Raw genomic sequence first — 11,752 nt, 5'->3', positions numbered from 1 at the left:
AACAATTTCGGCTTATTTCCGAAGGACCTTCAACTCTTAGAGCTTTAGCTCTTAGAAGTTGTTGAGATCGGAGCAACGCGTAGTGTTGCTTCTGTTCCCGCCGTTTATCAGTTTTTGAGCGTGGAACAAAAATCCAAAGTGATTTTTGTTCCACGCTCCTGTTAATTAATGGGTTGTGCCACCTTGTAGTTGAATATCTTCTTGCGTTTTTACTGCTGCTTCAATCATATAGAACAAAGAATCTGTGATTGCTTCTAATGACATAGAAGCAAACGTTGGTTTATCAATTGTTTGTTCTGGTAGGAACGGAACATGAATAAATCCGCCACGAATAGTTGGATATTTAGTGTTAATTAAGTGTAGTAAGTGATACATAATATCATTACATACAAAGGTTCCTGCTGTATAAGAAATCGCTGCAGGTAATTGATGGTCATGACAATTTTTTACCATCGCTTTAATCGGTAAATTTGTAAAATAGGCTGTTGCTCCATCTTCAACCAACGGCACATCGCTTGGTTGTTGTCCTGCATTATCCGGGATACGCGCTTCCGCTAAATTAATCGCCACTTTTTCAACAGTGACTGTTTGACGGCCGCCTGCTTGTCCAACACAAATCACCATATCTGGTTGATGGGTTACAATTGCTTCAGCCACTTTTTCACCACTAGTGCCAAAAACAGTTGGCACCTCAACTTTAATAATTTCAGCTCCTGCAATTTCAGCAGGTAATTTTTTGACTGCTTCAAAGGCAGGATTGATTGCTTCTCCTCCAAATGGATCAAAGCCAGTAACGACAACTTTCATTTCGATCATCCTTTCTTATTTGAATAGAATCATATAAACAATTTGGAAAATTAACATGAAAAGTGCAATCGGCAATTGATTTTTAATGACGCCGTACTTATCTTTCATTTCCAACATGGCTACAGGTACGATATTAAAGTTCGCAGCCATCGGTGTTAACAGTGTACCACAAAAACCACATGTTAAGGCAACCATCCCAACTAATGCGGGATCTGCACCTAAAGAAAAAACAAACGGCACGCCAATTCCGACTGTCATCACGGTTATTGCTGCAAAGGCATTGCCCATGATAGCCGTAAAAATAACCATTCCCACAGCATAAATAATAATCCCTACATTGACATTTCCTGCTGGTACTACGGCACTAACCCCTTTTGAAATAATCTCACCAACACCAGCGCTAGTAAAAACAGCACCTAAACAAGCTAATAGCATTGGCAACGTACTAAGAGGACCGACTGTTTCTAACATTTCCGCCGCATCATCAAAAAATACTTTCGGCGTATTATTTTTAGAAAAGAACATCATGATGAAAATCGCTACAAAGACACCAACACCGACACCGACTAAAGCTCCTAAAGTAGTCAATGTGGCAAAAAGAATTGCAAAAACCCCGATACTTAGTGCGGGAATAAAAATCTTCATTCCTAATTTTTGAGACATTTTTTCCATGTATTCTTTCGAAGGTAAGCGACTTTCTCCTTTTGTCACTTTTTGAAGAATTGCCGGAATTGTCATCACAAAAATAAGTACGCCACAGGCAACTGGTGGGATAAACCGACCAAAACCGATTAAGATCCCTAAGATTCCCCAGAATAAACTAGTCCCATACGCATGTTGATTGGTTTTATCACGAAAACTACGAAAACTTGTATATAACAAGATAATCCCCATAAAAATATAAAGGACTTCCAATAACTTTGCACTCAAATCAATACTTGGATCTGTGAAAAAACTCATTTCAGTCCCTCCTGTCCATAATATTTTTTACGTAATCTTTTTTCTTTTAAAGTAAAGTAAATACTTGCCGAAATTAAGGCAACTAAGGCGACTGGTACTTCCACTAAAGCCAGTTTACCTAATGTCACTTCATAGCCTAAATCTTTCAATGTTGATTGAACAAGCAATGCCCCAGCCCCACCAACAAACAGAACTTGACCAAAGAACCAACAGATATTTTCCATGGCTGAAGCCATCCCTTTTAGTTCTTCTTCATACTCTGGCACCATTGGTAAATTTTTTGATTCAATTGTTCCTAACGCCATTGGCAAAATAATCGGACGCACAAAACCTGCTACCCCACCGAAACTTACGTTAAAAGCGGCGAAGATAATCCGAAAGACACCATAAATGTCAATAATCACACCAGCAGATACCTTTTTGAATCGTTTAATCAACGTAGCTGCTGACTCTTTCAAGCCATTTCTTTCTAACGTTCCTGTTGCTAACATAATAATAATAAAGATAGCCATTCCTCGATTATTCACAAAGGTTGTTCCTAGTGTTTCTAGCATCGATGTCAAACCAAGCCCGCCAGTAAAAGCCGTCACTATTAAAGCAACCATCACAATCAAGATAGCATCAAATTTCAATGCGAAGCCGACAATGACGATCAATACGCCTAATAAAGGTAATAAATCCATCAAATCTCTCCTTCTTAAAATAAAATTTCACTTTCCATTATATGCCAATTTTCGCTCATTTGTAAGACTTTTTTAATTTTTAATGTTATTTTTTCTAAAGACACAGTTTCCAACACTTTTTAGAGCTACCACTCGCACTTTTTTCTTTTTTCCGCTAGAATAAAAGAAACAATAACATTGAGGAGGATTTTTATGTTCCAAACTTTTAGAGAAAATTTTCGGCGCCATACCCTATTGCGCGACGCCGTCTTTATCGTTATCGGAAGTGCCATTGTCTTTAATCCCGGTGCTTTCTTCCAGTTCGTCGGTTATTTAATTGCTGGTTATTTGATGCTTTTAGGGTTAATTAATATTTATGATGACTACAAAATAAAAAAACAAACGGGTAGCTGGGGGCTTGGTTTCGTAACAGGTTTAATCTTTGTCGTCTTAGCAGTAGCCTTTTTATTTTTTGCACCGGTGATTGTTTCGATTCTGCCATTTTTATTAGGGATTAGCATTGTTATAAACGGCCTCGTTCAATTGACTTTTGCTTTAAATACTCGTCAAACAGGCGCGCTTATCTACAGTATTCTGGTTTTAATCGCTGGAGCCGTTTTAGTTTTTAATCCCTTCAAAAGTCTCTTAGTTTTGATGCAAGTCTTTGGATTTATCCTGATTTTCATGGGTGTCATTGAAATTATTGGTCATTTTAGAAATAAAGCTTAACGAAAGGAGCAACTTATGGATAAAGAAAGTACCAAGTGGATCCGCTTTTTAGGTGGGAAAAATTTACTTTACACATTAACTATCCTTTGTCTAATTGCTGTAACTATCTTTTTATTCAACACTGTTTCATTTATCTTTAAACCAATTTTTGTTATTTTTAGTGCCGTCTTAGGCCCGGTACTTTTTGGTATTATTCTATTTTATTTGCTTAATCCAATGGTGAAACGCCTTGAGAAAAAAATTCCCCGTGTTTGGGCGATTGCGATTCTCTATGTCTTAATTATTGCATTACTAGTGTTAGCTGGACTGCAACTTTTCCCAATTATCCAAGACCAAACGGAAGAATTAATCAAACAATTCCCAAGTTTTTGGAAAAGCACGCTCCAAACAGTACAAGAATTTATGGCTAAAACACCTTTTGCAAAAGATTTAGAATCTGCTAATGAGTCGATTAATCAGCTCTGGGGCAAACTTGCAAACTCCTTTAAAGACTTTGCAGGGGATTACCTACAAACAGGCGCACAAGGTCTGGGAAGCGTCTTTTCTGCAGTCTCTTCTACTTTCCTAACCTTGTTTACAGGACCTATCATCGCCTTTTTCCTTTTAAAAGACAAAGAAAAGTTTTATCGCTTTGTAAAAGGCATCATTCCCCCAGCTTTTCGTCCTGATTTTGATGAATATAGCCAAATTGCCAACATTCAAATTGGCGATTATCTAAAAGGTCAAGTCATTGCTTCGTTGGTTTTAGGGATTATGTATTGGCCAGCTTTTCTATTAATTGGTTTACAATTTGGTAGCATTTTAGCTTTAGCTGCGGGTATTTTATGTATTATTCCTTATATCGGGCCATTTATTGCCTTTATTCCAGGATTGATTATTGCCTTTCAGGATTCCACATTTATGGTAGTAAAATTCGTTATCGTCTGGTTTGCCATCCAATTGATTCATGGTGATTTTGTTATTCCTCGTGTGATGGGCGATAAATTAAAAGTCCATCCGATTACTATTTTACTTGTCTTGTTAGTTATGGGTGAACTGTTTGGTTTAATGGGCGTTATTTTTGGGATTCCAATGTATTGCCTAGTTAAAGTGACAGTCATTTATTTATTCCGCAAATTCAAACAACGCTATAACCGCTTTTATGGTGACAACGGCGAGTATGAACACACGAATTTTACTAAAGATCAATATTTAAAATAATACAATGAAAAAACTGGGACATAAGCCGTTTAGACTTATGTCCCAGTTTTTTTACCATACTTCTCTAGCAATTTCTTGAAGTAATTGAACTTTGCGCCATTGTTCTTTCTCCGTCAAACGATTTCCTTCTTCCGTTGAAGCAAAACCGCATTGCGGACTAATACTTAAGTTTTCTAAAGGAACAAACTGTTGGGCTTCTTCAATTCGTGCTTTCACTTGTTCAGTCTCTTCTAATTCAGGAAACTTAGAAGTAACTAAACCTAAAACGACTTTGCTGCCATTATTTTGCCAATGTCTTAATGGTGAAAAGTCCCCTGCACGATCTGAGTCATATTCCAAGAAGAAACCATCATAATTCGTAGCAAATAATTCTTTTGCTATCGGTTCATAACCACCTGAAAATAACCAAGACGAAGCATGGTTCCCACGGCAAATGTGCGTGGTTACAGTTAAATCTTCTGGCTTACCAGCTAAGGCTTCATTAATAATCGTGGTACACACTTGTGCAATTTCTTCTGGCTGTATTCCTTTTGCTCGTAATTCTTCTTGTTTTGTCTGATCCGCTAGAAACGCCCAATTTGTATCATCAAATTGCAAATAACGGCAACCTCTCTCGTAAAAGGCCGCAATTGCATCTTTATATGTTTGTGCTAAATCCTTATAAAAATCACCAATCTCTGGATAAATTGTTTGAATGCGCGAGGTGCCGTCGTTGGATAAAATTTCTTGACGTAAAATCATGGTCGGACTAGGGATCGTTGCTTTGGCTACCGTGCCATCACCAACTTCCACCACCTCTTTTAAAAATGAAAAGTCCTCTAAAAATGGATGTTGCGCAGGAAAAGATATTTTATCCACTACGCGGATATTATAGGCTGGAGCTGCTTTTCCATGAAAGGTTTGGTTATACCCCGTTTCTGGGATATAGCCTGTCACACCATTTAATCCTTCTAAGAAATCAATATGCCAAAAACCGCGACGAAATTCACCATCTGTGATTCCCCGTAAACCGCCAGCTTTTTGTTTTGCTACTAATGCTTTGATTTCCTCATCTTCAATAAGACGTAGCTCTGCTTGAGATAACGCACCTGCTTGGACCTTTTTCCGTGCTTTCTTAATTGTTTCTGGACGTAAAAAACTTCCCACATGATCAACTGTAAAAGGAATCTGACTACTCATTTGCCTCACTCTTTCCTATTTTTATTTATAAAAAAACGCCCTTTTACTAGCCGTAACTAGTAAAAGGGCGATTATTATCGCGGTACCACCTTTTTTCGGAAAGATGACTCTTTCCCTTCAACTGACAATCATAATCAGCGGTCTTGTTAACGAAAGACATTACGTTTTTGCCTACGTTTCGACAAAAATTCCTCCTAGGCCATTTTTCGATACAGACATCTAACTTTTTTCACCAACCAAAGTCTCTCTACCAACTGTCTTGTATTTACTTTCCTATTCAACGGAAATTATTAGATTATAATTAGAATACCACGTTTAGCAAATTTGTCAACGGAGATGGATGAAATAGTAATGAAAAAAGCAGCTTCTTTTCAGAAGCTGCTTACGTCTATTTTTATCATTGCTGATTAGGCTGAGTGTCCTACGATTGTGCTACCTGAGTAACCAAAACCGACACGCGTAATACCTGGGTTAATTTCCCAATCACGGTGACCGCTTCCTGAAGCTGTTACCATGTTTGTTTCGTTGTACCACGCCATGATTACTGAGTTACCTGGCGCCCACATAATTGCGATAACTTCATCTCCACGAGACCAGTGATCATTTGGAATACCACCTGCTTCAACTTGTGCTGCACGAGCAGTTGCAGAAGCTGCTAAGCCTGCATCCCATACTACTGGACGTAAACCTAATGATTGACGTAGAACGTTCAATGCATTGATTGTTGGATCAGCAGAAGGCGCTGGTGTTGGTTGCTCTGGTTCTGGTGTTGGTGGTGTAACTGTTCCACCACCAGTTTGGCCACCATTATTTCCATTATCACTTGGTGTTGTAGGTTGTACTGGTTGTTCTGATGAAGAAGAGCCAGTATTTTCTGTTGCACTATTATCTGTACTTGGTGTAGTTGTTTCAGTTGTTTGTTGCGTGCTTGATTCAGTTGCTGAGCTTGAGCTTGCTGGTGCTTGCGCTTCTGTTGTTGAAGAAGAGGCAACTGGTGCTTCTGCTTTTACTTCAGCTTTAGCTTGAACTGGTTTTGCAGCAGCTTGTTTAGCTTTTTCAGCTGCAGCTTTTTGTTCAGCAGCTAAGCGTGCTTGCTCTGCTTCAGCAGCTGCTTTTTGTTTTTCTAAGCCAGCTTTAGAACTTTCAGCTGATGATTGTTCTAATGCTAATGAAGCTTTCATTACGTTTAATTCAGATTGTTTAGAAAGTAAATCTTGACGTTTTGTTTCTAATTCAGCTTCTGTTGCTTCAAGTTGTTTCATTTTTTTCTCGTTTTCAGCTTTTTTATCAACAACGGCTTGTTTATCTTCTTTTTGTTGTTGCATTAAGTCGTTGTTGGCACTTACGATTGTTGAAACAGCTTGAACACGGCTGATTGCATCTGCAACTGAGTCCGCATCTAAAACTGCATCTAGCATTGTTGTGCTTTGTCCATTAACTTGAACATCACGTGCTTGATTTTTGATTGCTTCGTTACGTTTTTCAATACGTTGATTCAAGTTTGTAATTTCTTGTTGTAATTGTTCTGATTTTGCTTTTAGTGTTTGCTTTTGTTCACGTAAAGCCATGCTTTCATCAAATACTGAAGATACTTCTGCTTCTAAAGAAGATACTTGTGAAGCTAAATCCCCTTGTTTTGCTTTTAATGATGAAATTTCTTGATTTTTTTCTTCAATTTTTTTATCAACATTGTCCGCCAAAGCGATGCTTGGGGTAGCAATTGCTGATAGCGTTAATGAACATAGTAATACTGATGCAAATAGACGTTTCTTCACTTGTCATTCCTCCGAATTAATTTCTAAAGTTTATTTAAAATATCTTAATCTTTTCTTACGACAAAAACATTCTACCACACCCATATTTCAATTAAGCAATAGAAATGTTACAAAAACATTTCAGATCACTCCTTCTTTCTCCATAATAGGTAAACTTACCTTTTGTAAGGCTTTTACACCTTGTCATGACTGGTTTTCACGTGTTTTCAATTGTTAAACAATTCTTCGATTTTTTTTCATATTTTTTCTTTTTTTATTCAAATTTTGCTTCTTTTTTGTCGATATATGCTTTTTTTCGTAAAATTAATCATTTTTCCTTCTTTTTATTAAACGTTTTTGTTACAAAATTCGTTATATTTTGGTAACGAATCAAGAAAAAGGCCGCTTCGTTGAGCCGCCTTTTATTATTTCTATGCAATGTTTTTGATCAAACTATTCAACTTATTTTTTATGGACTTATGGGCCTGTCACTAAATTCCAAGTCACCATTGCTTGATAAGTTTGATCTTTTCTACCTTGATTTGCTGGAATTTCTAATTTGATTTGATCAAAAGAAAAATCAAATTGATAAACATCACTTTCGTCAAACTGACCATTGGCAACAATATGGCTAGCTACACCGTTGGCAACTAATTGAATAGCGGTTGTTTTGCCAAGAGCAACTTTAGTTTCCGTTGGTTGATTGTACTGAATAAAACCTGAAACATTGGTTGTTCCTAACAATAACTTTGTCATTGATGATAGTTGATCCACTCTTCCTTCAAAGGAGGATAGTTCTGCAGTTAGTGCCCAATTGGGTTGTGATTTTTTCAAACGTAAATATGGATTTTCCTGACCATTTTCATAATAATCTGCTGCCTGCTTTAAACCATGTTGCTGCGTGTTGCTAGAAATGGCGACTTTACCAAAATCAAAAGTTGGTGTGCTGATAAAACCTTCCTCATCTGGTGCCACAATTTCTTGATTTTTAGGTTGGATTCTGACAGTATCAGCTGCGTGAACAGCAGAAAAATTTCCATTCATTTCAACAGCCGCTTGTAACACTTGATCTGGTTCACCTGTAGCAATTGTTGTCATCATAATAGTTGCTGTCTGACCAATAGGCACTTCCGTATTTAAAGCAATGCCAACTCGCCAATTTTCATCAGTAATAGGAACAATTTTGTTTAGTTCAGATCCAACACGAATCGTGACTTGGATTGGCCGAGCTAGACCTGGTGACCAACCACTTGCTGGCTTTAAGTTTATTTTTTTTAACGGTACTTCTCCCACATTTGTAAGCATAATCTGCCAAATTTGTATATAACCACTTGGCATGACTTTGACTAGTCCTTCTATTTGCATTTCAGCTTTTGCAGTTATTTCCTTATACACTGCTGTAATAGCGTTCATTTCATTAAAAACAGGGGAGTTTATGGGGCGCTTCGTTTTTTCTAAGCTCTCTTGTTTTGTTTTATCTTGATACCAACCTTGATATAAATAAGTTTTACCGTTAACGCTGTATTGTTGTGGCAGTTTTTTTTCAGCTAAATAGCGAAAGCCATCCGTAGTCATTGGTTGTTGGTGATCCTGAATAAAATCAGATGGTGGTGCAATTTCAACACCGTTTACATCCTCAAATGTATAATTTTTTTGAGGTATCTCCTTATAGACAACAGTTAAATCATCATTGTCATCATAGGTAATATCATAACTGGGCGTTACGCTTTTTTCTAAATTTTCAGGTTTCGTTTTCCCTTTATACCATCCTTGAAATTGATATGTTTTTGAGTCAATTTCATAGCTACTTGGCAAAAGATCTTTCTGTTTAAAGGCGTAAGGGTCACGCTCAATAAGCGTTTGCTTTCCTTGTCTAAACCCCGGTGGTGGAGGGATTGGTTTCCCTTGAGTATCCACAAAATGTTCTGTCACTTTGCGATTGGTAACATGATAATAAACCGGCCCTGAAAATTTAAAGTAATTCAATAGCCCAGATTGATTCGATGAATCAACCTTCACTTGGTTGTACAAAGGAACGATTAGTTTTTGACTCTCGCTAATGTTAAACGTTACTCCTGTTTTCTGACTATATTGTTGTGCAGACATTTTTTCCAATTCAAATTGCGAAATTGTTGTTGGATATTGGTTTCCTGATGCGTCGGAAATAGTTGGCAGCGGAAAATTGGGATCAATTTCCCCTTTCTTATTGTATAAGCTTAAAGAAGTATAATATCTTGGTAAAAAAAATGTTTGATTACTCGCTGCAAGCACTGTTGACATGTCGGAATAGACGGCTACTTTCTCACTTGGAATTACCACTTCTTTTAAATTAGCCACTGTAGATGCTGTCACTGGTTGACTTTCACCTTCCCACACATTTATGCCATTTGGGGAATTGCCTTGCCAACTATGATACTGTAGAAGGATCTCATTGGCGTTTACTGGCTGCCCCTCTTCATTAATAAATCCATAACGATAAGTTAGGTTAGGCGTCTCAATTCTTTCTCTAATCGTTTGACTTGTAACATTAGCCTCATTATCGATTAACTCACTTTTTGGCAATGCTAGTGGTTCTTCATCATGTAGTTTATCCTTTGTCTGTGGTTGTTCACTTTCGGCTTTTTCTGCTGTTAATGAATGATTGGTTCCTTCTCTTACTTGTTTTGTACTTGGTAATGTTTCTGCAAAAACAGTTGTCTGTATTAGTATGGGGAATACTAATATATGGCAGATGCCCGTTACTATCAATTCTTTCCATTTACTTCGCTTCATATTGTCCCTTCTTTCTAAAGAACAATCCAACAATTCTTAGTTAACTAAACATTAAGACACTAAACTTAGCAGAATGATCACTTACCATTTTCAGCAACAGTCTTGTCTTGTGGTATCGGTTTCATTTTTCTTTATACTTTGGATCATTCACTTGTTTCAGCGCTATTCGTCCAATACTTCTTTTTACTAACCAGTTATAACTAGTTTAGCAAAAAAGAATAATTTCTGAAATTCCGAATTTTAAACAGATAGGAGCATTTCCTGAAGATTCTATATATATCAAGGAAAATCGACCAAAAATAAACTGAAAATAAACTTTTCAATAGAGAATCATAGCTAAAACAGGATAAATTAATCATATTTTCACCTTCCTAGCTTTACCTTTATCAAAAAAAGCTCAAAATGTTAGTTTTGACAACTAACATTTTGAGCTTTTTGTTTTTTTTCTTAACGAATGATTTCGACTTTTTTGTCTGTCTTGACTGTAACACGGCCGTTTTTAATAACATATAACCGTTCTGGAATATCAATAATCGCATGTGCAACCACTTTTGTGTCTAATAAGACTAAATCTGCTTTATTCCCAACTGCGACACCGTATCCTTCTAGTCCCATCGCACGAGCAGGACTTGTTGTTACCATTGGTAGCACTGTTTTTAAGTCATCCGCTCCACCTAGGTGCCCAACAGGAATGGCTAACATCGCTGTTTGAACAATATCCCCTGTGCCATATGGTGTAAAAGCATTGCGAATATTATTCGTAGCAATACAGACATTCACGCCACCATCGCGTAATTTACGAATTGGCGTAACCGCACGTCGAACATTGTACTGATCACCACGAGCCCCTAAATGTAAATCCGTTGCTGGTAAAGCCATCACGCTAATATTTGCTTTCGCCATTTTTGCAATAATAGGCGCCAATTCTGCTTCAGGTAAGGCATGCAATGCCGTTAAGTGGCCCACTGAAACACGGCCTTGGTAGCCTTCAGCGATGGTTTTTTCACATAAATATTCAATACTCATATCATCAGCTTCATCGGCAAAATCTTGGTGTAAATCTACATCTTTATCATATTTTTTAGCAATTTCAAACACTAAATCAATATGTTCTTTCGCTGGTGCATCATTATAAGGAATACCGCCGACAACGTCTGCGCCCATATCCATTGCTTCATACATCATTTGTTCTGTTCCAGGGGCTTTAAAAATTCCTTCTTGCGGAAACGCAACTACTTGCATGTCAATTAACTCTTTGTATTCTTCTTTCAAACGCATAATTGTTTTGAAGCCAGTAAAACCTTGCGCTGGGTCAAATTCTGCATGCGTTCTTAACGCCGTGGTCCCATGAACGATTAACATTTCTAAAGCACGTTTGGCACGGTCGTAAATGTCTTCTTCGGTAAATGTTGGTTTTAATTCTGCGGTTACTTCAATTGCTTCTTTCAACGTACCTGATTTATTTGGTTTACGATCAGCGATTAATGCCTTGTCCAAATGTAAATGGCTTTCTACAAAACCTGGGATTAAAACACGACCATCTGCTTCGATGACTTCTTTGGCATCGCCAGTAATAACTGGGGCGATTTCAATGATTTTACCTTCTTTAATAGCTACATCTTGTAATGCTTCACCGTCTTGAAGACGAACTTGTTTAATTAATAAATCCATGTTTTCCACTCCCTAAAT

Annotated in this window: 10 protein-coding genes and 1 other annotated feature; of the genes, 3 read left to right on the top strand and 7 right to left on the bottom strand. The window is 37.4% G+C overall.

Annotated elements, in window-relative coordinates; all coding sequences use genetic code 11:
- Window positions 1-165: 165 nt before the first annotated feature.
- From pcp to IGL42_RS01495, 3 genes are read right to left on the bottom strand one after another with little or no spacing between them, the layout of a single operon-like run.
- The gene (gene pcp / locus IGL42_RS01505; RefSeq protein WP_010710827.1) at window positions 166-807 is read right to left on the bottom strand and encodes a pyroglutamyl-peptidase I; all 642 of its coding nucleotides are present in this window, start codon (window positions 805-807) and stop codon (window positions 166-168) included.
- Window positions 808-822: 15 nt separating this feature from the next.
- Window positions 823-1,767 (bottom strand): DUF979 domain-containing protein, encoded by a 945-nt coding sequence (locus tag IGL42_RS01500; RefSeq protein WP_002355267.1) that lies wholly within the window; start codon window positions 1,765-1,767, stop codon window positions 823-825.
- A complete protein-coding gene (locus IGL42_RS01495; protein WP_002355265.1) occupies window positions 1,764-2,450 on the bottom strand; it encodes a DUF969 domain-containing protein in 687 nt (228 codons plus the stop codon). The genes IGL42_RS01500 and IGL42_RS01495 overlap by 4 nt, the downstream gene beginning before the upstream one ends.
- A gap of 192 nt (window positions 2,451-2,642) precedes the next feature.
- Here IGL42_RS01495 and IGL42_RS01490 point away from each other — a divergent pair, with 192 nt between their 5' ends.
- Together IGL42_RS01490 and IGL42_RS01485 are read left to right on the top strand one after the other, a co-directional pair.
- Window positions 2,643-3,158: an HdeD family acid-resistance protein gene (locus IGL42_RS01490; RefSeq protein WP_002381189.1), complete on the top strand. Its 516-nt coding sequence runs from the start codon at window positions 2,643-2,645 to the stop codon at window positions 3,156-3,158.
- Between the two features lie 15 nt (window positions 3,159-3,173).
- Window positions 3,174-4,358 carry an AI-2E family transporter gene (locus IGL42_RS01485; RefSeq protein ID WP_002355262.1) on the top strand — a complete coding sequence of 395 codons (1,185 nt, stop codon included), beginning with the start codon at window positions 3,174-3,176 and terminating at the stop codon, window positions 4,356-4,358.
- Window positions 4,359-4,409: 51 nt separating this feature from the next.
- On the opposite strand, the gene IGL42_RS01480 is transcribed toward IGL42_RS01485, so the two are convergent.
- Both IGL42_RS01480 and IGL42_RS01475 read right to left on the bottom strand, forming a co-directional pair.
- On the bottom strand, window positions 4,410-5,537 hold the full coding sequence (locus tag IGL42_RS01480) for a 5-methyltetrahydropteroyltriglutamate--homocysteine S-methyltransferase (RefSeq protein ID WP_002355260.1): 1,128 nt from the start codon (window positions 5,535-5,537) through the stop codon (window positions 4,410-4,412).
- 60 nt (window positions 5,538-5,597) lie between these two features.
- Window positions 5,598-5,827, bottom strand: a binding site (T-box leader).
- Window positions 5,828-5,944: 117 nt separating this feature from the next.
- Entirely contained in the window at window positions 5,945-7,312 is a 1,368-nt protein-coding gene (locus tag IGL42_RS01475; RefSeq protein WP_002355258.1) for a PcsB-like coiled-coil domain-containing protein, read from the bottom strand.
- Between the two features lie 185 nt (window positions 7,313-7,497).
- Here IGL42_RS01475 and IGL42_RS01470 point away from each other — a divergent pair, with 185 nt between their 5' ends.
- Window positions 7,498-7,677, top strand: coding sequence for a hypothetical protein (locus IGL42_RS01470; protein WP_002386074.1), 180 nt, complete (start codon window positions 7,498-7,500; stop codon window positions 7,675-7,677).
- 91 nt (window positions 7,678-7,768) lie between these two features.
- Here the strand turns inward: IGL42_RS01470 and IGL42_RS01465 are convergent, their stop codons facing one another.
- Together IGL42_RS01465 and IGL42_RS01460 are read right to left on the bottom strand one after the other, a co-directional pair.
- Entirely contained in the window at window positions 7,769-10,063 is a 2,295-nt protein-coding gene (locus tag IGL42_RS01465) for a WxL domain-containing protein (RefSeq protein WP_010710828.1), read from the bottom strand.
- Between the two features lie 447 nt (window positions 10,064-10,510).
- Complete coding sequence (locus IGL42_RS01460; RefSeq protein ID WP_010710829.1) at window positions 10,511-11,734, bottom strand: amidohydrolase family protein; 1,224 nt, start codon at window positions 11,732-11,734, stop codon at window positions 10,511-10,513.
- Between the last annotated feature and the right edge of the window lie 18 nt (window positions 11,735-11,752).

Source organism: Enterococcus sp. DIV0712 (assembly GCF_050554855.1).
Lineage (GTDB): Bacteria > Bacillota > Bacilli > Lactobacillales > Enterococcaceae > Enterococcus > Enterococcus faecalis.
This window is presented reverse-complemented; position numbering and strand designations above follow the sequence as displayed.

Coding starts and splice junctions, on each gene's coding strand:
- pcp (WP_010710827.1), bottom strand. CDS start 807: ATGAAAGTTGTCGTTACTGGCTTTGATCCATTTGGAGGAGAAGCAATC.
- IGL42_RS01500 (WP_002355267.1), bottom strand. CDS start 1,767: ATGAGTTTTTTCACAGATCCAAGTATTGATTTGAGTGCAAAGTTATTG.
- IGL42_RS01495 (WP_002355265.1), bottom strand. CDS start 2,450: ATGGATTTATTACCTTTATTAGGCGTATTGATCGTCATTGTCGGCTTC.
- IGL42_RS01490 (WP_002381189.1), top strand. CDS start 2,643: ATGTTCCAAACTTTTAGAGAAAATTTTCGGCGCCATACCCTATTGCGC.
- IGL42_RS01485 (WP_002355262.1), top strand. CDS start 3,174: ATGGATAAAGAAAGTACCAAGTGGATCCGCTTTTTAGGTGGGAAAAAT.
- IGL42_RS01480 (WP_002355260.1), bottom strand. CDS start 5,537: ATGAGTAGTCAGATTCCTTTTACAGTTGATCATGTGGGAAGTTTTTTA.
- IGL42_RS01470 (WP_002386074.1), top strand. CDS start 7,498: ATGACTGGTTTTCACGTGTTTTCAATTGTTAAACAATTCTTCGATTTT.
- IGL42_RS01465 (WP_010710828.1), bottom strand. CDS start 10,063: ATGAAGCGAAGTAAATGGAAAGAATTGATAGTAACGGGCATCTGCCAT.
- IGL42_RS01460 (WP_010710829.1), bottom strand. CDS start 11,734: ATGGATTTATTAATTAAACAAGTTCGTCTTCAAGACGGTGAAGCATTA.